The organism is Anaeromicrobium sediminis, assembly GCF_002270055.1.
GTDB classification, from domain to species: domain Bacteria; phylum Bacillota; class Clostridia; order Peptostreptococcales; family Thermotaleaceae; genus Anaeromicrobium; species Anaeromicrobium sediminis.
Genome location: NZ_NIBG01000019.1, coordinates 1 through 22359 on the forward strand (window position 1 = coordinate 1; position 22359 = coordinate 22359).

Sequence of the window (22359 nt, forward strand, 5' to 3'; positions counted from 1 at the left end):
GCACCAGATTTTGATTCTGGCATGCATAGGTTCGAGTCCTGTTACCCCAGCCATATTGACCCATTAGCTCAGTTGGTAGAGCACTTGACTTTTAATCAAGGTGTCCCGCGTTCGAGCCGCGGATGGGTCACCAATATAGGGGTATAGCTCAGTTGGTAGAGCAGTGGTCTCCAAAACCACGTGCCGAGGGTTCAAGTCCTTCTACCCCTGCCAATATTCAATCGGGGTGTAGCGCAGTTTGGTAGCGCATCTGGTTTGGGACCAGGGGGCCGCGGGTTCAAATCCTGCCACCCCGACCATTAAAAAAATAAATGGGCCTTTAGCTCAGTTGGTTAGAGCGCCCGGCTCATAACCGGTAGGTCCGGGGTTCGAATCCCTGAAGGCCCACCATTTATTTTTAACTAAATAAGATGCCCAGATAGCTCAGTCGGTAGAGCAGGGGACTGAAAATCCCCGTGTCGGTGGTTCGATTCCGCCTCTGGGCACCAATGAAGATGGATTTATTATCCATCTTTTTTTATTGTATATAAATTAGTTCTAAACTAAGAGGTATGTGAACCTATTTCAGCTCAATANATAAATCCATCTTTTTTTTGTTTTTAAATATATATAGATAAACTACGTCCAAACTAAATGTATGTGAACTTACTTCGGTCATATGGATAAAAAATATTTTATAAGGTAAGTCACTATAAGACTATATAGTTTTTATCTTATAACTACTATAGAAAGTTCATAAATGTTTACAGCAAAGTGCATACTGANCACTTCATAGGTGCAGTAATTTGTAGATATTTGCAAAATCCTACAGATGAAAAAATAAAAAGTGTTGACAAGTACAGTAGGAATGTGATAAGATATATCATGTTGTCGAAAGAAACAAGCACTTAAAGAAAGTACTTGACAATATGAGACAAAAATGTTAAGATTTAATAGTCGTCTCGTGAGAGACAAGTAATCCAGTAATAATAGCAAGAGGGCTACACCTGTTCCCATACCGAACACAGAAGTTAAGTCTCTTAGCGCCGATGGTACTTGGTGGGCAACTGCCTGGGAGAGTAGGACGTTGCTAGTTNGAGCGTTCGGTTCATACCCGAAAGGTCGGTGGTTCGAGTCCACTCGCCGCTACCACAAATGAGGGCGTATAGCTCAGCTGGGAGAGCACCTGCCTTACAAGCAGGGGGTCGTAGGTTCGAGCCCTGCTACGCCCACCATTTACAAAATAATGCGGCCTGGTAGTTCAGTTGGTTAGAATGCCAGCCTGTCACGCTGGAGGTCGAGGGTTCGAGTCCCTTCCAGGTCGCCAATTTAAAAATTATGCGGATGTAGTTTAGTGGTAAAACTCCAGCCTTCCAAGCTGGTTATGTGAGTTCGATTCTCATCATCCGCTCCATTATTGGGGTATCGCCAAGTCGGTAAGGCACCAGATTTTGATTCTGGCATGCATAGGTTCGAGTCCTGTTACCCCAGCCATATTGACCCATTAGCTCAGTTGGTAGAGCACTTGACTTTTAATCAAGGTGTCCCGCGTTCGAGCCGCGGATGGGTCACCAATATAGGGGTATAGCTCAGTTGGTAGAGCAGTGGTCTCCAAAACCACGTGCCGAGGGTTCAAGTCCTTCTACCCCTGCCATTATGTATATGGGCCTTTAGCTCAGTTGGTTAGAGCGCCCGGCTCATAACCGGTAGGTCCGGGGTTCGAATCCCTGAAGGCCCACCATATACGCCCAGATAGCTCAGTCGGTAGAGCAGGGGACTGAAAATCCCCGTGTCGGTGGTTCGATTCCGCCTCTGGGCACCAATGAAGATGGATTATAAATCCATCTTTTTTTTGTTTTTAAATATATATAGATAAACTACGTCCAAACTAAATGTATGTGAACTTACTTCGGTCATATGGATAAAAAATATTTTATAAGGTAAGTCACTATAAGACTATATAGTTTTTATCTTATAACTACTATAGAAAGTTCATAAATGTTTACAGCAAAGTGCATACTGATGTTCCACCTTATAAAAATTTTTCATCCATATTCCCTTGTAAGTAGCTATAAGCTATTGAAGTGAAATAGGTCCTCATAAGTAAAATTTAGAAGTAGTATATTTATATATTCTTAATGAAAAATTAATAAGGCTTAAAGTTGCATATAAAGTAAGATAAGGGTATCATATATATATGACTATTTTTGGAAGTATAAGTTGTGCTTAAAAATATGATTTCTACCAAATGCTAAATTATAGAGTCAGACATAGTTCATTGGAGGTTATTATGAAATTAGAAGCGTTTTTAGATTATTACATATATAATGGTAAAAAATTTAGTACACAGGGAGAAGATAAATTTCAACATATTAAAGAGCCTGTAGTGTATGAAGTAATTAGAATAATAGATGGACAACCTCTTTTTCTGGAAGAGCACATAGATAGAATGAGAAAATCTATGGATTTACTAAAAGCTAAATTGAAAAAGGATAATGAAGAAATTGAAAGAGAAATATATAAATTAATTGAAATTAATAGAGAAAAAAATATGAATGTAAAACTTGTGTGTGGGGATATACATAATAGTCAAAACTTCATAGCATATTTTATAAAAAGTAATTACCCTAAAAGGGAAGTGTATAATGATGGAATACACACTATAATCTATAATACAGAAAGACACAATCCAAACGCAAAAGTAGTTGATTCGGATTTAAGAAGTAAGATTAACGAAAAATTAAAGGAAGAACACGGGTTTGAAGCCTTACTTGTTAATGAAGAAGGGTGTGTAACAGAAGGAAGTAGATCAAATATATTTTTTGTAGATGATAATTGTGTATATACAGCTTCTAATGATAATGTATTAATGGGAATTACTAGGACTCAAATATTTAAAATATGTGAAAAATTAAATTTTAAAATAGAAGAAAGAAATATTTCAGTAAAAGAAATAAAGACTTTAAAGGGAGCCTTTATGACGGGCACATCAGTAAATGTGCTGCCCATAAGGACTGTGGAAAATATTAATTTAAATTCTGTACAAAATGAAATAATTAAAAACATATCTGACTCATATAATAAAATGGTAGAAGAATACATTAGAAATAGAAAAAAGAGCAATTAGATTAGTTATTAATAGTTAAACCCATATTATTCATAACCTAATTGTTATATTAACTGGTAACACAGAATAAACTATTTATAAAGGTTTGTAATTAGGAACTTAATATATGTTGAGGTGAGTATAAATGAATAAAAAGAGGTCCATTTTTAGTTACGTGGCAGTAATACTTATAACTGCAATTATTACTTTTGGTATTACAAATGGTATTTCATTAAAGGTTGGGGATAAGGTAGTAATAAGTAGACAAAATTATGAGTATTATGAAGATCTAGATAAAACCTATGGAAAAATGATTAGTTTAAAAAATTACATAGAATCAGAGTATTATATACCTACAGAAGATAAAAACTTTGAAGATGGTATGATTAAGGGAATGTTCAGTGCCTTAGAGGATCCCTATTCTGTATACATGGGAAAGAAGGAATTTGATGACTTTATGACCCATACATCTGGAACTTATGGTGGGATCGGAGTAATAATGACACCAGGAAAAGATGGCTTTATTACAGTAGTTTCTCCTATAGAAGACACTCCTGGAGAAAAGGCTGGAATGAAAGCTGGAGATAAAATATTAAAGGTAAATGGAAAAGATGTAACAGCAGATAAATTGGAAGAAGCAGTGGCCATGATAAAGGGAGAAGCAGGGACTAAAGTAAATCTTACTGTTTTAAGACCAGATACGGATAAAACCTTTGGTGTTGACATAACAAGACAGAACATTAGACTAAAGACTGTAAAATCTAAAATTATGGATAATAATATTGGATATGTAAGAATTTCCATGTTTGATGAGCAAACGGCTAAAGACTTTAAAACTCATTTAACTAGATTAGAAAAGGAAAATATTAATGGTTTAGTAATAGATTTAAGAAATAATCCAGGTGGATTATTAGGTCAATGTACAGAAATTGCAGATTTACTTTTAGGAAAGGGAACTATTGTCTATACTCAAGATAGAACAGGTAAAAAAACTTATGAAAAATCAGATGCATCAAAGGTGGATTTCCCATATGTATTATTAGTAAATAAGGGAAGTGCCAGTGCATCAGAGATATTAGCAGGAGCTGTAAAGGATACTAACTCTGGTGTATTAATAGGAACAACTACCTTTGGAAAGGGTCTTGTTCAACAAGTAAAACCTCTTAAGGATGGAACTGGATTTAAGCTTACTACGGCACAATATTTCACTCCTAATGGAACATATATTCATGGAAAGGGTATAGAGCCTAATATTGTAGTAGAACTTCCACAGGAACTAAAGGAGAAGGTAGGCTTATCAGAAAAAGAAGACGTACAACTTATAAAGGCATTAGAAGTTGTGAATGAAAAGATATCTAATAAATAGACTGAAATTTTGGGACGGTGATTTATAACCGTCCCTTAATAGTACAGGAGGATAAATTTTGGTATATATAATGGGATTGATGGGCATTGCTCTTAAGAATTTGTTTTGGGTCATATGTTCTCCCTTGTTCTTAGTAGTCCTTATACTTCTTTATATACAATATAGAAGATTAAGGAAAATGGAAATGAAAACTTTAGGATATAATACAAATTCTATAAGAAATAAGATGATAAAATCTAGTATATACGGAATTGGTGTATCATTAATTGGAACCATAGTTGTTATACTATTGGGAATAGGCGTAAATATTAAGGATTTTTATTTTATATTGCCCCTAGCATTGATTTTATTACTAATAAATGTGAGATATCTATGTTTTTCTTATGGTGGCAGTATTATTTGTATAATAAGCTTTTTTACAGGATTTCCAAAGATTAATATTTCAAGTGTAATAGCTTTAATAGGGCTTCTTCATCTATTAGAGAGCATTCTCATATACTTAGATGGGAGCAATGATTATATGCCCATGGTAATGGAGAATGAGAAATATGAGTTAGTAGGAGCATTTTCCATGCAACGGTTTTGGCCCATACCATTTATAATATTAATAGGCGTGAGTACAAGATATAATAACAGTATGTCTAGCTGGTGGCCCCTTTTGGCTTCTAAAGATTATGCATATGAATTGGCAGGGGCCATTGCAGCCCTAGGATATGGAGATATGACATGCATATATGATCCTAAAGTCAAAAGTAAAATAATTGCTAAGAGATTATTTTTATATAGCATTAGTACCATTATATTAAGTGTAATAAGCATGAAGATAACCATATTTAAATTAATAGCACCAGTATTCTGTATAACATGCCATGAACTTTTAATAAGGATGAGTTTGAAAGAAGAAAAGGAAAAAACTCCTTTATATATACCGGGGGATGAAGGGGTCTTAGTATTAGAAGTAATGGAAAAAAGCCCAGCCCATTATATGGGACTTAAGAGGGGGGATAAAATAGTTGCTGTAAATGGTTATAGGGTAAATAATGAGTCAGATATTAGATATAGTTTAAACATGAACGAGAATGAATGTAATATACATATTTTAAAGGATGGTAGGCTTTTAATAAGAAATTATAAAAAAAGAGTATATAGGCTAGGGGCCTTTGTAATATCTAAGGATTCTAGAGTAGTATTACAATTATCTAATAACTTTAGTATATTGAAAAAAATAATAAATAAATTTAAGAAAAGGAAACATGCAGTTTAAAACTTATTTTATGAAAAGTAAAAAAAGCAAAGGGCTTATAGGGCCTTTTGCTTTTGTTTTTTCTTATTTTCATACATGCGAAAATCGGCTATCCTTATTAACTCATCACTATCAACAATATCCTCTGGAAATGAGGATATTCCATAACTAAAGGTGATAGTTATTTTCTTATTGTTATATAAAATTGGTTTTTCAATTAAAGTCTTTTGGATAGTATGAAATTTGTCTTTAATTTGATCTATCTGAGAGTTTAGAGCTACTATTATAAATTCGTCTCCACCATACCTACCAATAATATCAGATTCTCTGAAATTTTCCTTTAACACCTTTGAAAAGAGGCTTATGGCCTGATCCCCTGCTATATGTCCATAAATATCATTTATTATTTTTAAATCATTTAAATCTACAATACCTAATGAAAATTTTTCTCCATACCTTAGGGCCCTTTTATAAGTATTAGAATAGATTTCTTCAAAGTAATGTCTGTGATAGACCTTGGTTAATCCGTCATATTGAGATAGAAATAGAGTTTTTTCAAAAAGGGATTGATTTCTAATGGCTATACTAAGTTGCCCAGATAGATATTCCATTATGACTTGGTCTTCTTCTGTAAAAATGCCATGGGATTTTTTGCTATCCACATTAAAGAAACCATACAATTCTCCATCTACAATTATGGGTGTACATATGGTAGATTTTATATTTAATAGGTTTAATCCATTCAATCGTTGAAAAGTACCCTTGTCCATGTACCTTTCGTTAAATTCATCGGAGTGATTTACAATAACAGATTGATAAAGATTTTCTCTATTATAGTTTCTTAGGAAGGTTTCATCCATACCTAATCTTATGTCAGATATGAAATTTAGAGGACATCTGTGAAGAGCCCTAAATTGGAAATCACCATTCTTAGTTTTTATTAAAATACTTGCCACATCTGCTTTGTCTATTATTTCTACAGCACTATCCACAACGATTTGAAATAAAGTATCCTTATCGTTAATATTAACAATAGAGTTACTAATTTGGAGCATAACATCTTTTATATTATTGTAACGCTCTTTTTCCTCAATAGTACAGGCTAATTCATTTAGCTTATTTTTATTGTTTTTATCACTTTTATATATAAGTTTTAGATTATATAAAGCTAGTATACTTAAAGTTAATAAAAGGAAATAGTGAAAATTAATATTTTCTTTTGTGAATATTATGCCTAAAATGGGTATACAGACTATTGTTATATGTATAAAAATTAATCTATAAGAAAACAAATATATACACACTCCTAAAATAGGTTGGATTTTTAGGTTGTTATAAATTATAAGATTTTAAATATTGTGTAGACAACCTTATTTCTACATAATATAATTATATATTTTTTAAGGGGACCTTGTAAATAATAACCATAAATAAAATTATTTAATAGGAGTTTTTTGTTTGACTAAAAAAGTACTAAAAGATATAATTATAATCGAACAAATGTTTGAGAACGGGAGAGTTTCATATGGGAGAGTTTAAATTAACATCAGATTATAAACCAACAGGAGACCAGCCACAGGCCATAGACAGTTTAGTTGATGGAATAAATAAAGGAATTAAAGAACAGACCTTACTTGGAGTTACAGGCTCTGGTAAAACCTTTACTATGGCCAATGTAATACAACAAGTGAAAAAGCCTACTTTAGTAATAGCTCACAACAAAACATTAGCAGCTCAACTTTGTAGTGAGTTTAAAGAGTTTTTTCCAGAAAATGCAGTGGAATATTTTGTGAGTTACTATGACTATTACCAGCCAGAAGCCTATGTGGCACATACTGACACTTATATAGAAAAGGATGCCCAAATAAATGATGAAATAGATAAATTAAGACACTCAGCTACGGCATCTCTATTTGAAAGAAAAGACGTTATAATAGTAGCTAGTGTATCTTGTATTTATGGACTTGGAGATCCAATCGATTATGAAAAACTAGTTTTATCCCTAAGGCCAGGAATGATTAAATCCAGGGATGATATATTAAGAAAATTAGTAGATATTCAATACAGCAGAAATGATATAAATTTCGTAAGAGGTACCTTTAGGGTAAGGGGAGATACTATAGAAATATTTCCAGCAGCAGAAAGTGAAAATGCCATAAGGGTGGAACTCTTCGGAGATGAGATAGATAGGATAACAGAAGTAAACACCATAACGGGACAGGTTGTAGGGACTAGAAATCATATATCCATATTTCCAGCGTCACACTATGTAACTACTAAGGATAAGTTAGAAAAAGCAATTGAAGATATAGAAGAAGAACTAGAAGAGACTGTAGAAAAGTTTAAAAAGAATGAGCAACATTTAGAAGCTCAAAGAATTAAACAAAGAACCATGTATGATGTTGAAATGTTAAAGGAAGTGGGATTTTGTCAAGGAATAGAAAACTACTCAAGGCATATATCTCAAAGGGAGCCAGGAAGTAAACCTCATACCCTAATAGATTACTTCCCAGATGATTTTTTAATAATAGTTGATGAATCCCATGTTACAATACCACAAATAAGGGGTATGTATGCAGGGGATAGGTCAAGAAAGGGAAGCTTAATTGACCATGGATTTAGAATGCCATCAGCCTATGATAACAGACCTATGAACTTTGAAGAATTTGAATCTATGATAAATCAAATAGTATTTGTTAGTGCCACACCTGGGCCTTATGAAAAGGAACATAGTGACAATACGGTACAGCAAATAATCAGACCAACAGGTCTAATAGATCCACCAATAGATGTAAGACCAATAGATGGACAAATAGATGATTTAATAGGAGAGGTAAACACAGTTTTAGATAGGGGAGAAAGGGTATTAGTCACTACCCTTACAAAGAAAATGGCAGAGGATTTAACTAATTATTTAAAAGAAGTTGGAATTAAAGTAAGATATCTTCACTCTGACATAGACACTATAGAGAGAATGGAAATAATAAGAGATTTGCGTTTAGGCGTATTTGACGTACTTGTGGGAATAAACCTCCTAAGGGAAGGTCTAGATATACCAGAAGTTTCATTAGTATGTATATTAGATGCAGATAAGCAAGGATTCTTAAGATCTGAGACTTCCTTAGTTCAGACTATAGGAAGGGCTGCTAGAAACGTAAATGGAAAAGTAATCATGTATGCAGATAAAATAACTAAGGCTATGAAATATGCCATGGATGAAACTAATAGAAGACGTGAAATCCAGGAAAAATATAATGAAGAAAATAATATTGTTCCAACGGGAATTAAAAAGAAAGTAAGGGACTTAATAGAAGCAACTAAGGTGGCAGAGGATGAAGCTGCTTATGATGTGAATGTAAGTGCAGATGCATTAGAAGAAAAAATTAGTCAATTAGAGGCAGAAATGATGGAAGCAGCCACAAACTTACAGTTTGAGAGAGCAGCAGAATTAAGAGATACCATAACAAAACTTAAAGAAGAGTTGGAGGGAAAGTAAGTTGTCGAAGAAATATATTACAGTTAAGGGAGCTAAAGAGCATAACTTAAAGGATATAGATATATCTATCCCTAGAGATAAATTTGTAGTTATGACAGGACTAAGTGGTTCAGGGAAATCATCCCTAGCCTTTGATACCATATATGCTGAAGGTCAGAGAAGATATGTGGAGAGTTTATCAGCCTATGCAAGACAATTCTTAGGACAAATGGAGAAGCCTAATGTGGACTATATAGAGGGTCTATCTCCAGCCATATCCATAGATCAAAAGACTACTAGTAGAAATCCCCGTTCTACAGTGGGAACTGTTACTGAAATATACGATTATTTAAGATTATTGTTTGCCAGAGTTGGAACTCCCCATTGTCACATATGTGGCAGGGAAATTACTCAACAAACTATAGATCAAATTGTAGATAAGGTATTAGAGTTAGAAGAAAGAACTAAAATTCAAATATTAGGCCCTGTTATTAGGGGAAAAAAGGGAGAACATGTAAAGCTACTAGAGAAAATAAGAAAAGATGGATATGTAAGGGCTAGAATAGATGGTGAAATAGTAGAACTTGAAGAGAATATGCGTCTTGAGAAAAATAAAAAACATACCATAGAAATAGTAGTGGATAGAATCGTAGTTAAAGAAGGAATAGAAAATAGATTGGCAGATTCTGTAGAGACAGCCATAAGTTTAGGAGATGGATTAGTTATAGTCAATGTGCTTGATAAAGAGGATTTATTGTTTAGTACTAAGTTTTCCTGCCCGGAACATGGAGTGGGACTTACGGAACTTGAACCAAGAATGTTTTCATTTAACAGTCCTTTTGGGGCATGTGCCCATTGTAATGGTATTGGATATTTAAGAAAGATAGATGAAGATTTAATAATACCAAATAAGAATCTATCCATAAAAGAAGGTGGCTTAGCCCCCATAGCTTCATCTCAAGAGGGAACTTATTATTATGAAATGGTTAGAAGTTTGGCTAAAGTTCACAATGTTGACTTAGAAACTCCCGTTAATGAATTGCCAGAAGACTTCATAAGAAATCTATTATATGGAAGTGATGATTTAATAGAGTTTGAATATGAAAGTAAATATGGCGGTATGAGAAAATATAGAGCATACTATGAAGGAATCATAAGAAATCTAGAGAGAAGATATAAAGAAACTAATTCAGATAGTATGAGGGCGAGAATAGAAGAGTATATGGGATTAGATGCTTGTCCAAAATGTAGTGGAAGTAGACTTAAGGACGAAGTATTATCTGTAACTGTAGGAGACAAAAATATTTTCCATGTTACAAACTTCTCTATAAAAGAAGCTAAAGTTTTCTTTGATAATTTAGAACTGAATAATAAGGAAATTATAATAGCGGAACAAATATTAAAAGAGATAAAAGAAAGATTGGGATTCCTGGTAGATGTTGGCCTTGGGTATTTAACTCTATCTAGAACGGCAGGTACTTTATCTGGAGGAGAATCTCAAAGGATAAGACTTGCTACTCAAATAGGTTCATCCCTAGTTGGAGTATTATATATATTAGATGAGCCAAGTATAGGTCTTCATCAAAGGGATAATGATAGATTATTAAAAACCCTAAGAAACTTAACAGAACTAGGAAATACCCTAATAGTGGTAGAGCATGATGAAGATACCATGTACGCAGCAGACCACATTATAGATATAGGCCCAGGAGCTGGAGCCCATGGAGGAACCATAGTAGCAGAAGGTACTGTGGAAGAAATCAAAAACAATCCTAATTCCATAACGGGTCAATATTTAAGTGGTAAAAAGAAAATTGAAATACCAGAGGAAAGAAGAAAAACCAATGGTAAGTGGATAGAAGTAGTAGGTGCTAAGGAAAATAACTTGAAAAATATTAATGCCAAATTTCCACTAGGTGTATTTTCTTGTGTTACTGGAGTATCAGGTTCTGGTAAGAGTACCCTAGTAAATGAGATATTTTATAAAAAGTTAGCTCAAGAACTTCATAGGGCAAAGAGTAAGCCCGGTAAGCACAAAGAAGTAAAGGGTCTTGAACATATAGATAAGGTAATAGATATAGATCAATCTCCTATAGGAAGAACTCCAAGATCGAATCCAGCCACATATACTGGAGTATTTGATCATATAAGGGATTTATTCGCCAAACTTCCTGATGCTCAAATGAGAGGATATCAGAAGGGAAGATTTAGTTTCAACGTTAAGGGTGGACGTTGTGAAGCTTGTAAAGGTGATGGAATAATAAAAATAGAGATGCACTTCTTACCTGATGTTTACGTGCCTTGTGACGTATGTAAAGGTAAGAGATACAATAGAGAAACTCTAGAAGTAAAGTATAAGGGAAAGACCATATCTGATGTATTAGAAATGACTGTTAATGAAGGTCTAGAATTCTTTGAGAATATACCTTCTATTAAAAGAAAACTAGTAACACTGAAAGAAGTTGGTCTTGGATATGTTAAATTAGGTCAACCATCTACCCAATTATCTGGTGGAGAAGCCCAAAGAATAAAACTTGCATCAGAACTAAGCAAGAGAAGTACAGGAAAGACATTATATATACTAGATGAGCCTACAACAGGACTTCATATAGCGGATATTCACAAGCTAATAGGCGTGTTAAATAAGTTAGTTGAAGGTGGAAATACGGTATTAGTTATAGAGCACAACTTAGATGTAATAAAGACTAGTGATTATATTATAGATTTAGGTCCAGATGGAGGAGACGGTGGTGGAGAAATTATAGCCAAAGGAACTCCAGAAGAGGTGGCAGAAGTAGAAGGTTCATTTACAGGTAAATATTTAAAGAAAGTATTAGAAGCTTAGGATTATCCTAAGCTTTTTCTATTGTCTAAATTATATATAGGCTATGCTTGTGAAAATAAGACTATTAATAATTTTTAATTTACCATAAAGACATAGATAATAAAATAAACCATCTATGTTCTAGGAATACTAATTTTGTAAAGATAAAATAAATAGAAACAATTATTATTTAACTAAGGAGGCTACTTATGTCTGCAAATGAATTTAATGAAAAGTATAATAAACCTCCCATTTGGAGTCCAAATAGTATTCTTTTGGTGAGTATTATTTTTTCTTTTATTATTGGTGGCATAATGAATATAATTAGTTACAAAAGACTTGGATATGTACAAAAGGCAAAGAAGCGATTGCTTTTTCTAATTTTAGCTACTATTGGAATTTTTGTTCTGTCAATTTTTATTAATATGCAATCAATTATTTACGGCATAAATATGGCACTTGTGTTTTTTTACTACAACGATCAAAAAAACTTATTTGAGAACCATATTAAGTTAGGAGGCAAAAAAGCTTCTGTTCTAATTCCCCTATTAGTGTCTATCTTATGTATAGCTATTTTTGTTGGAGGGCTTTATTGGGCTGATAGTTCAATGAATGAAGATTTCGAACTAGGATTTAATATACCTTACTTTAGCTATGTTTATAAAACCCATCCTGACCTCTATGAAGCAATTAGAAAAAATGACAAGTTTAAGGGGAAATTCACCCTTGATTTTACGCAATTCTTTGATACGAGCTATGGAGAAGAGTCTAAAAATTTTGCATATAATACTAAAGTTCAAGGCTCACTTAACGGTAAAGATTTGCGAATAATATTTTCATTCTATGATATTACAGAAGAATATTTTAAAGGGTATAGGGGACGAAGTGGGAAGTATTACAAATCTGGAAATAGACTTTATGAAGATGCTCCTTATGAAGAAGTATATATAGATGATCAATGGATTATGGTTAGGACAGGAAAAGATAATCCTTGGACTACTACCTCAATAATAGGTGAGAATATAAATAAATCATATGTATATGCTTACAGTTCTTTTAAAGGACATAGGATGTTTTCTTTAAACGAAATAATTAGAGCTTCTAAAGATGACTTTAATGGCTTAGATAAATTTAAGATACTAAAAAAAGAGAATAGTAATTTAAATGGAACTAAGGTAACCGAATATAAAATAGTACTTTATGGAAAGGAAGTTTCAAAGTTTTTTAATCCTATAAATGATCGTATTTCTGTTCCTGAGCCTATTAATAATGTTACATGTATTTTATATCTATACGTTAATTCAAAGAATGAAATTGTAAAAGAAAAAACTAGATGTGTCTTTGGTAGATATGTTACTGGTGTATCTTATGAAATTAATTACTCTAATATAGATGAATATTTTCCCATTGAAAATCCTAAAGTAAATGTTGGAGAAGACATATAAATTCATAGCTATGTCAGTAGTATATAAAAAATTAGTTTGAATTAGATTATATGGAACACCATTTAGGTAAGGAGGCTACTTATGTCTGGAAATGAATCCTATGAAAAGTATAATAAACCTCCCATTTGGAGTTCAAAAGATATTTTTTTGATGGGTATTATTTTTTCTTTTATTACTGGTGGAATAATGAATATAATTAGTTACAAAAGACTTGGATATGTACATAAGGCAAAGAAGCGATTGTCTTTTCTTGTTTTAGTTATTGTTGGGATTTTTATTTTGTCAATGGTTGTTAATAACAACTCAACTCTTATGGGAATAAATGTAGCAACTACAGTTATTTATCAAAATGATCAAAAAAAGTTATTTGAAAATCATATTAAACAAAGTGGCAAAAAAGCTTCTACTTTAATTCCTATATTAGTGTCTACCTCGTGTATGTTTATTATTTTTGGAGGACTTTATTGGGGTGAGAATTTAATGGATGAGTCTGATTCTAGCTATGTTTATGAAAATTATCCTGAACTTTATGAAGCGATTAAAAAAAATGATAAATTCAAAGGCGAATTTACCCTTGATTTTACTCAATCCTTTAAGGGGAGCTATGGAAAAGATAGGCATTATTATGCATACAATATTAAGGCCCAAGGTGTACTTGATGGAGAATCGTTAAGAGTCATATCTTCCTATGATAATATTTCAAAAGGATATTTTAGGCGCTTTTGGAAGTTGGGGGGAAACTGGCAAAAGAGAGTTGCACATAATCTTTATGAAGATGTTCCCTATAAAGAAGTATATGTAAATGACCAACGGATTCTCAAAAGAGAAGGTAAAGACAAGCCCTGGACTTCTACCTCATTAACAAATGATAATATAGATAAATCACATATATATGACTACAATTCATTTAAAGGATATAGGGTATTTTCTTTAGATAAATTAATTAGAGCTTCTAACGAGGATGTTAGCAGTTTGGAAAGTTTCAAGATAGAAAAAGTATATTCTAATGGAAGCAAAGGAACTAAGTATCATATCAAATTTTATACAAAGGGAGCTTCCATGTTTTTAAATCCTATAAATGATCGTGTTAATAACTTTCAAAATACGAAGGGTGCTCAATGTGATTTATTTTTATATTTTAATTCAGAGGATAAACTCGTAGGAGAAAGCGTTGTATTTAGTTTTAATGATTATACTTGTTCGGTCTTTTATGATATTTATTACTCTCATATAGGTGAAAGTTTTACTATTTAAAGTCCTAAGATAAAATAAAGTGTATATACGATGTAGAAAATAAATGTATATAAGGGAAGGGGGCTAAGTACTAAAAAAAACAGAAAATTATTATTATAATGTAAAGAAGCTCCCATAAATATATATTTATGGGAGCTTGTCTTTAATTACTTAAATTATTATTTTATCTTCTATAGGACTAGATAAAATTATAGATGTTTGTGTATTTCCTATTTTTTTAATATCATCAATTAACGCTTCTAATTGTTCCATTGTTTCTACCATGACTTTTAATATCATGGCATTTCCCCCAGTTACGTGATAGCATTCAATTATGGAACTTATGCTATCAGCATACTCTAAGAACTTTTTGTACTTATCCCGTTCCATAGAAATGTGTATAAATGCTTGGATATGCTTGTTCACTTTCTGAGGGTTTATTATGGCTTTATAACCTAATATGACTCCATTTTCTTCTAGTCTCTTGACCCTTTCTGATACGGCAGGAGAAGTAAGACCTACTTCTTTACCTAAATCCTTTAGGGAAATTCGACCATTCTTTTGTAATATTTCCACAATTCTCAAATCCGTTTTATCCATCTCAATCCTCCACTTAAAAAAATAAAGCGAATTTATAATATTAACTATTATTTTAAACTAATACTAGTATAACACTTAAGTTCATAACTGTACACATGTATGTAATGATTGTTAAAATATTAATATAAACGTTTTCAATGTAGGGAAGAGGTTTGAAGACGGTTAGAAGCATTTAAATTTCAATGTTTCTATCAACAAAACCACTAGATTTGGTTACCGTCTTCACCTTATTTTAAATAGCGAATTAGTTAAATTAGATAAATGGAGGGGATTTTTGTGTCTAAAGTAAAGATAACAGAAACCATATTGAGAGATGCACATCAATCATTAATAGCAACTAGAATGAAAACTGAAGATATGCTTCCTATACTAGAGAAATTAGATGCAGTTGGATATAATGCACTTGAAATGTGGGGAGGAGCAACTTTTGATTCATGTCTTAGATTCTTAAATGAGGATCCATGGGAAAGGCTTAGAATTATAAGAAAGCGTGTTAAGAATACTAAATTACAAATGCTATTAAGAGGACAAAATATATTAGGATATAAACATTATGCAGATGACGTGGTACAAGAATTTGTAAAGAGATCTATAGGTAATGGTATAGATATAATAAGAATATTTGATGCACTTAATGATGTTAGAAATATAAAAACGGCTATTGAAACTACAGTAAAAGAAGGAGCTCATGCTCAAGCAGCCATATCTTATACTACAAGTCCAGTACACAATGTGGGTACTTATGTGGACTTAGCTAAAAATATGGAGTCAATAGGAGCAAACTCCATATGTATAAAAGATATGTCAGGATTACTTACTCCTTATGTAGCTTACGAATTAGTAAGTGAATTAAAAAAGGCAGTTAAGGTGCCTATTGAATTACACTCACATTGCACTAGTGGTTTGGCTAGTATGATGTATTTAAAGGGAATAGAAGCAGGAGCAGATATTATAGATACGGCCATATCACCATTTTCATTAGGAACTAGTCAACCTCCTACAGAATCGATGGTAGCAACTCTTCAAGGAACACCATATGATACGGGATTAGATATAGGAATCCTTAATGAGGTTGCAGAACACTTTGCACCTTTAAGAGAAAAGGCTATTGAAAGTGGACTGCTAAATCCAAAGGTATTAGGGGTTAATATTAAGACATTAACTTATCAAGTACCAGGAGGAATGTTATCAAACCTTGTGTCTCAATTAAAGGCTCAAAATGCCCTAGATAAATTTGATGAAGTTTTAAAGGAAGTGCCAAGAGTTAGAGAAGACTTAGGATATCCGCCGCTAGTTACTCCTACAAGTCAAATAGTTGGAACTCAGTCTGTGTTAAATGTATTGACAGGAGAAAGATACAAAATGGTACCTAAGGAAGTTAAAGCTTATGTTAAGGGTATGTATGGAAAGTCTACTGTACCAATGAAAGAAGATATAGTTAAAAAGATCATAGGGGAAGAAGAAGTAATTACTACAAGACCAGCAGATTTAATAAAGCCACAATTAGAGGTTATTAGAAATGAGATGAAAGAGTACTTAGAACAAGAGGAAGATGTACTATCTCATGGTTTATTCCCACAGGTGGCAGAAGCATTTTTTAAATTTAGACAAACAAAAAAGTACAAAATAGATAGTGATTATGTTAATATGGAAGAAAAAACTCATCCAGCATAAGAAGGGAGAAAGTATTATGGGAAAGATTTTATCTACTAAGAATGGAAAAATATCTCCATCTATCACTTTAGCCATTACGGCAAAGGCTAAAAAAATGAAGGCTGATGGTATAGATATAGTTAGTTTTGGAGCAGGGGAGCCTGATTTTAACACACCTAAGTTTATACGTGAAGCTGCTATAGATGCTATGGAAAAGGGGCTTACAGGATATACACCTGCATCTGGGCTATTAGATCTTAAAAATGCTATTTGTGAAAAGTTTAAAAGGGATAACAACTTAGATTATAAGGCAGAAAATATTGTAGTATCTAGTGGTGCAAAGCATTCTTTGTTTAATGCATTACAAGCTATTTGCAATCCAGGAGACGAAATTATAGTACCTGTACCATTTTGGGTAAGTTATCCAGAGTTAGTAAAACTTGCAGATGCTACTCCTGTATTAGTTCAAACTACGGAAGAAAATTCTTTTAAATACACAAGGGAAGAATTATTAGATAGCATAAATGAAAATACTAAGGCTATCATATTAAATAGCCCTAACAATCCAACAGGTAGTGTTTATACTAAAGAAGAATTAGAAGAAATAGCTAAGATTGCCATAGATAATGATATATATGTAATATCTGATGAAATATATGAAAAGCTAATGTATGATGGAGAACATGTGAGCATTGCTTCTTTAAATGAAGAAATAAAGGATTTAACTATAGTTATAAATGGTATGTCTAAAGCTTATGCTATGACAGGTTGGAGAATTGGTTACATGGCGGCGAAAAAGGAAATTATAAGCATTATTAATAACGTACAAAGTCATGCCACTTCTAATCCAAATACTATGGCTCAATATGGAAGTATTGCTGCATTAAGAGGTGATGAAGGTCCTATTAGGGATATGGTTTGTGCCTTTGATGAGAGAAGAAAGTTCATGGTAGATAGAATAAACTCTATAGAAAATTTATCTTGTGGTACTCCAAAGGGAGCTTTCTATGTAATGATTAATATTTCAAAACTAAGAGGAAAGACTTTTGATGGATATAAGATAGAAGGTTCTATGGACTTTGCTAACTACTTGTTAGATAAAGCTAAAGTAGCTGTAATTCCAGGTGTTGCCTTTGGTGCTGATAATTATATTAGATTATCTTATGCTACATCATTAGATAATATTAAAGAAGGATTAAATAGAATAGAGGGAGCTATTAAATAAAAAAGGCATACTTCGTATGCTTCGCTATGGAACCCTATGGTTCCCTTCGACGCAACTAAAGTTGCTGAACACCCTCCTTAAAAGAGGTAGGGGAAGTTTTCCCCTACAACCCCTTGATTTTTTACTTATACGGGGTTTAAAAAAATTATAATTTCTTAGTAAGTAAAAAATAGGATGGTTAGTTAAACTAACCATCCTATTTATTTAGTATTATACCACGAGCTAACTTTTCTTTAGTTAATACGACACCAACACAATCTCCAACCTTTAAATCATCAAAGCCTATATTCATACCCCTATTATTTCTTTTAAGAACTAAAATACAATCTTCACTAGTTCCTATAGTATAATCTATTATAGGAGATGAATCATCTAGATGCTGTTCTAAGCGGAAGGTATTATTTTTTTTATCAATACTAATAATCTCTCCATAAGCAAATTCTTCGCCATTTAGAGGACTAGCCTCATTAAAATCTAAATAGGTTTTAGGGTAGGATACTTTTATAAAATCCTTTATACTTATTTTATAATTTAATTTTTCAGGTAAAATATTAATAGGAATATATATGCTATCATCATGCTTTAAAATATTTATATTTCCAAGGTTAATATTTTCTACCATAAAGGGTATATTCTCTAATGTGGCATTTACATTATGATATTGAATTCCAAAAGTTGGAAAAGTTAAAAGGATAATTAGTAAAAGTGCTATTATAAGTTTTTTTACTATCATACATGACCTCCTTAAAATATTATTGTATTTAGATTATGGACAACATAAAAAATATGTATACATTTTTAAAATGAAACTGAGGTGACAAATTGACTATAAAAGATAAATTAAAGGATCTGCCAAAGGAACCAGGCGTATATTTAATGAAAAATGAAAAGGGACAAGTTATCTACGTGGGAAAGGCTAAAGTATTAAAAAATAGGGTAAGTCAGTACTTTAGAAATTCTTCTAACCATACTTCAAAGGTACGAGCCATGGTGGGTCATATAGTTGACTTTGAATATATAATTACAGATTCAGAAATGGAAGCCCTTGTACTAGAAAGTAACTTAATAAAAAAGCATTATCCTAAGTATAATGTACTTCTTAGGGATGATAAACAATATCCCTATATTAAAATAACTATAGGTGAAAAATATCCAAGGATAATTAAGACGAGAAAAGTTTATAAGGATAAGGCTAAATATTTTGGTCCCTATACCCAAGTAAGTGCAGTTAATCAAACTATAGATCTAATAAAGAAGTTTTATCCATTAAGGACCTGTAGAAAAAATTTAGAGAAGAATAATGAAAGGCCTTGTCTTAACTATCATATAAAAAAATGTATAGGCCCATGCACTGGTAATGTGAGCAACGAAGAATATATGAAAATGATAGATGAGATAATACTGTTCTTAAATGGAAAAGATAAAATACTCATTGAAAAGATTGAAGAAAAGATGAAAAGTGCTGCCATGAATATGGAATTTGAATTGGCGGCAAACTATCGAGATCAAATAATGGCTATTAAGGCTATTACGGAGAGACAAAAGATAATAAGTACTTCAGATATAGATCAAGATATAATAGCCGTGGCTAAGGGAACTGAATATGCTTGTGTTATGATATTCTTCATAAGAAGCGGAAAACTAATAGGAAGGGAAAAATATACCCTTTCAAACATAGATGGAGATTCTAAAGGAGAAATTATAAGTTCCTTTGTAAAACAATTTTATTCTGGAACTCCATTTATTCCCAAGGAAATATTAGTAGAGACAGATTTAGAAGATAATGAAATAATAGAAAAATGGCTTAGTACTAAAAAGGATTCTAAGGTTAGTATAAAAGCTCCAAAGCGTGGAGAGAAAAAGGAATTAGTAGATTTAGTCCACAAAAATGCAGTGGAGATGCTAAATGAAGAAAATTTAAGTATAATGAGAGAAAAGGAAAAATCACAGGGAGCTTTAGATGAACTTTCTAAATTATTAGGAATAGAAGGTTTAAAAAGATTAGAGGCCTTTGATATATCCAATACTCAAGGAATTTTTTCTGTAGCATCCATGGTAGTATTTGAAGATGGAAAAAGCAAGAGAAGTGATTATAGAAGATTCAAAATTAAAACTACAGAAAATATTAATGATTATGCTAGTATGCAGGAAGTAATATTTAGGAGACTTAGACGAGGTCTTGAAGAAAAAGAAAAACTCACAAAGGAAAAGGCTCTTATAGGAAAGTTTAACGATTTTCCCGATTTAATATTAGTTGATGGAGGATTAGGCCATGTAAATGCTGCCACAGAAATTTTAAATGCCTTAAATTTAAATATACCAATAGCAGGTATGGTTAAGGATGATAGGCATAGAACTAGAGGTTTAATATATGAGGGAGAGGAAATAAATATACAAAAGCAGGTGAAAGTCTATCAATTAATTGGTAAAATACAAGAAGAGGCCCATAGGTTTGCCATAACTTATCATAAGAGTTTAAGGGGTAAAACTATGGTGGAGTCCATACTAGATGAAATAAAGGGTATAGGACCAAATAGAAGAAAGAGTTTACTTAAGGAATTTAAGACTATAGAAAAAATAAAAGAAGCTTCTATTGAAGAATTGGCTAAAGTAGATGGAATGAATACAAAAGCTGCAAAGGAAGTCTATGACTTTTTTAAAAAGAAAAAGTAGGTGATTAAATGATAAATGTATCAGTAAAAAAGATGGCAGAAGATTTAAATTTAGAAATAATTCACATGCCAGAGGAAGATAAGTTTATAAGTGTATCGGAAATAAATAGACCAGGACTTCAATTGTCAGGATTTTATAAGTATTTCGCATTTGAGAGGGTTCAACTTATAGGTAAGGTAGAATGGACATATTTTAATGACATGAAAGATGAGAAGAAGAAAAAAAGGGCAAATGAATTTTTTAAATACAATATTCCCTGCGCCATAGTTACGAGGAATTTAGAAATACCAAAGGAGCTATTAGAAGCAGCTGAGAAACATAATAAACCACTGTTTAGGACAGATATGGGAACTACTAAATTTGTAAGTAAAGTAATTAATTATTTAGAGGATCAACTAGCTCCCGTAATAACTAGACATGGAGTATTAGTAGATGTATATGGTATTGGTATCCTTATGGTGGGAGAAAGTGGAATAGGTAAGAGTGAGACAGCCCTAGAGCTTATTAAAAGAGGCCATAGATTAGTGGCAGATGATGCAGTAGAAATAAAGAAAAGGGACATGCATGTGGAAGGTAGTGCACCAGAACTTATAAGACATTTTATGGAGATTAGAGGAATAGGCATATTAGATATAAAACATCTATATGGTGTAGGTTCTGTTAGGGATAAAAAGAATATAGAATTAGTAGTGGAATTAAAGAATTGGAAACATGGCCAACAATATGATAGATTAGGTTTAGATGAGGAATACACAAATATATTAGATGTGGAGGTAAGCAAAATAAGTTTACCTATAAAACCTGGTAGAAATTTAGCCATGATCATAGAGGTGGCTGCTAGAAATTATAAGCAAAAGAAGATGGGCTTTAATGCGGCTGAAGCTTTAAGTAACAGGATATTAGGACATACAATGCAATAAATATTAAGACTAAGAATTTTTCTTAGTCTTTTTTTAATTGCAAAAAAGTTTTAGATATATTGCAATCATTGAGAAAATTTTCAGAAAATTTGTTATAATTAAGATAGTAAATATTTACAGGAGGGGGAGGTTTTATGGCCAAGACACTGTTATGCGATGAAAATCTAAGAAAATTAGATGAAGTAATTGAAGAAAACAGAGAAAAGAAAGGTGCACTTATACCTATTTTAAACGAAGCACAAAGAATATTTGGTTGTTTACCACTTGAAGTTCAAAAGAAAATAGCAGAAGAATTAAAGATGCCACTTGCTGAAGTTTATGGAGTTGTTACTTTTTACTCTCAATTCACTTTAGAGCCTAGGGGAGAATACACTATTGGTGTTTGTCTAGGAACTGCCTGTTACGTAAAGGGGTCACAGGATATTTTAGATAAAATTAAAAGAGAGTTAAATATTGATGTGGGAGAAACTTCAAAAGACGGTAAATTTACACTAGAAGCCACTAGATGTATAGGAGCTTGTGGACTTGCTCCTGTAATCATGATTAATGATGATGTGTATGGAAGATTAGTAGAGGATGATATTTCAGATATCTTGAAAAAATATTAAAAAGGGGTG

The 22359-nt window shown here is 32.4% G+C and carries 15 protein-coding genes, 13 tRNA genes and 1 rRNA gene; 26 read left to right on the top strand and 3 right to left on the bottom strand.

What is annotated here, in order from left to right; all coding sequences use genetic code 11:
- Positions 1–57: 57 nt before the first annotated feature.
- From CCE28_RS16615 to CCE28_RS16695, 17 genes are all read left to right on the top strand, one after another.
- Positions 58–133, top strand: a tRNA-Lys gene (locus CCE28_RS16615).
- 4 nt (positions 134–137) lie between these two features.
- Positions 138–213: transfer RNA gene (locus tag CCE28_RS16620), tRNA-Trp, on the top strand.
- Between the two features lie 9 nt (positions 214–222).
- Positions 223–299, top strand: a tRNA-Pro gene (locus tag CCE28_RS16625).
- Positions 300–313: 14 nt separating this feature from the next.
- Positions 314–390 (top strand) — tRNA-Ile (locus tag CCE28_RS16630).
- A gap of 22 nt (positions 391–412) precedes the next feature.
- Positions 413–488: transfer RNA gene (locus tag CCE28_RS16635), tRNA-Phe, on the top strand.
- 470 nt (positions 489–958) lie between these two features.
- A 5S ribosomal RNA gene (rrf, locus tag CCE28_RS16640) occupies positions 959–1075 on the top strand.
- 63 nt (positions 1076–1138) lie between these two features.
- Positions 1139–1214: transfer RNA gene (locus tag CCE28_RS16645), tRNA-Val, on the top strand.
- A gap of 15 nt (positions 1215–1229) precedes the next feature.
- A tRNA-Asp gene (locus CCE28_RS16650) sits at positions 1230–1306 on the top strand.
- Between the two features lie 13 nt (positions 1307–1319).
- Positions 1320–1393, top strand: a tRNA-Gly gene (locus tag CCE28_RS16655).
- 4 nt (positions 1394–1397) lie between these two features.
- Positions 1398–1473, top strand: a tRNA-Gln gene (locus tag CCE28_RS16660).
- A gap of 4 nt (positions 1474–1477) precedes the next feature.
- Positions 1478–1553, top strand: a tRNA-Lys gene (locus tag CCE28_RS16665).
- A 4-nt stretch (positions 1554–1557) separates the two neighbouring features.
- Positions 1558–1633: transfer RNA gene (locus CCE28_RS16670), tRNA-Trp, on the top strand.
- Positions 1634–1643: 10 nt separating this feature from the next.
- Positions 1644–1720, top strand: a tRNA-Ile gene (locus CCE28_RS16675).
- 5 nt (positions 1721–1725) lie between these two features.
- A tRNA-Phe gene (locus tag CCE28_RS16680) sits at positions 1726–1801 on the top strand.
- A 468-nt stretch (positions 1802–2269) separates the two neighbouring features.
- Positions 2270–3106 (top strand): aminotransferase class IV, encoded by an 837-nt coding sequence (locus CCE28_RS16685; protein ID WP_242973004.1) that lies wholly within the window; start codon positions 2270–2272, stop codon positions 3104–3106.
- A gap of 124 nt (positions 3107–3230) precedes the next feature.
- Positions 3231–4451 (top strand): S41 family peptidase, encoded by a 1221-nt coding sequence (locus tag CCE28_RS16690; RefSeq protein WP_095134863.1) that lies wholly within the window; start codon positions 3231–3233, stop codon positions 4449–4451.
- Between the two features lie 58 nt (positions 4452–4509).
- Positions 4510–5715 (top strand): PDZ domain-containing protein, encoded by a 1206-nt coding sequence (locus tag CCE28_RS16695; RefSeq protein ID WP_095134864.1) that lies wholly within the window; start codon positions 4510–4512, stop codon positions 5713–5715.
- A gap of 35 nt (positions 5716–5750) precedes the next feature.
- Here CCE28_RS16695 and CCE28_RS16700 read toward each other — a convergent pair whose 3' ends face one another.
- The gene (locus tag CCE28_RS16700; RefSeq protein WP_141228379.1) at positions 5751–6749 is read right to left on the bottom strand and encodes a sensor domain-containing diguanylate cyclase; all 999 of its coding nucleotides are present in this window, start codon (positions 6747–6749) and stop codon (positions 5751–5753) included.
- A gap of 470 nt (positions 6750–7219) precedes the next feature.
- Between CCE28_RS16700 and uvrB the strand changes: the two genes are divergently transcribed.
- From uvrB to CCE28_RS16720, 4 genes are all read left to right on the top strand, one after another.
- Entirely contained in the window at positions 7220–9190 is a 1971-nt protein-coding gene (gene uvrB / locus CCE28_RS16705) for an excinuclease ABC subunit UvrB (RefSeq protein ID WP_095134866.1), read from the top strand.
- Between the two features lies 1 nt (position 9191).
- A complete protein-coding gene (gene uvrA, locus CCE28_RS16710; RefSeq protein WP_095134867.1) occupies positions 9192–12014 on the top strand; it encodes an excinuclease ABC subunit UvrA in 2823 nt (940 codons plus the stop codon).
- 188 nt (positions 12015–12202) lie between these two features.
- A complete protein-coding gene (locus tag CCE28_RS16715; protein WP_095134868.1) occupies positions 12203–13438 on the top strand; it encodes a hypothetical protein in 1236 nt (411 codons plus the stop codon).
- Between the two features lie 81 nt (positions 13439–13519).
- Entirely contained in the window at positions 13520–14692 is a 1173-nt protein-coding gene (locus tag CCE28_RS16720) for a hypothetical protein (RefSeq protein ID WP_095134869.1), read from the top strand.
- Between the two features lie 150 nt (positions 14693–14842).
- Here CCE28_RS16720 and CCE28_RS16725 read toward each other — a convergent pair whose 3' ends face one another.
- Positions 14843–15271, bottom strand: a complete 429-nt coding sequence (locus tag CCE28_RS16725; protein WP_095134870.1) for an Lrp/AsnC family transcriptional regulator — start codon at positions 15269–15271, stop codon at positions 14843–14845.
- 276 nt (positions 15272–15547) lie between these two features.
- Here CCE28_RS16725 and CCE28_RS16730 point away from each other — a divergent pair, with 276 nt between their 5' ends.
- Together CCE28_RS16730 and CCE28_RS16735 are read left to right on the top strand one after the other, a co-directional pair.
- Positions 15548–16945 (top strand): oxaloacetate decarboxylase subunit alpha, encoded by a 1398-nt coding sequence (locus tag CCE28_RS16730; RefSeq protein WP_095134871.1) that lies wholly within the window; start codon positions 15548–15550, stop codon positions 16943–16945.
- A 16-nt stretch (positions 16946–16961) separates the two neighbouring features.
- Positions 16962–18149 (top strand): pyridoxal phosphate-dependent aminotransferase, encoded by a 1188-nt coding sequence (locus tag CCE28_RS16735; RefSeq protein WP_095134872.1) that lies wholly within the window; start codon positions 16962–16964, stop codon positions 18147–18149.
- Between the two features lie 196 nt (positions 18150–18345).
- Here the strand turns inward: CCE28_RS16735 and CCE28_RS16740 are convergent, their stop codons facing one another.
- Entirely contained in the window at positions 18346–18882 is a 537-nt protein-coding gene (locus CCE28_RS16740) for a hypothetical protein (protein ID WP_095134873.1), read from the bottom strand.
- A gap of 89 nt (positions 18883–18971) precedes the next feature.
- Here CCE28_RS16740 and uvrC point away from each other — a divergent pair, with 89 nt between their 5' ends.
- The 3 genes from uvrC to nuoE all read left to right on the top strand — a co-directional run bounded on the left by uvrC (position 18972) and on the right by nuoE (position 22350).
- Positions 18972–20822 (top strand): excinuclease ABC subunit UvrC, encoded by a 1851-nt coding sequence (uvrC, locus tag CCE28_RS16745; protein WP_095134874.1) that lies wholly within the window; start codon positions 18972–18974, stop codon positions 20820–20822.
- Positions 20823–20830: 8 nt separating this feature from the next.
- Positions 20831–21742: an HPr(Ser) kinase/phosphatase gene (gene hprK, locus CCE28_RS16750; protein ID WP_095134875.1), complete on the top strand. Its 912-nt coding sequence runs from the start codon at positions 20831–20833 to the stop codon at positions 21740–21742.
- Between the two features lie 134 nt (positions 21743–21876).
- Complete coding sequence (nuoE, locus tag CCE28_RS16755) at positions 21877–22350, top strand: NADH-quinone oxidoreductase subunit NuoE (RefSeq protein WP_095134876.1); 474 nt, start codon at positions 21877–21879, stop codon at positions 22348–22350.
- The last annotated feature ends 9 nt before the right edge of the window (positions 22351–22359 follow it).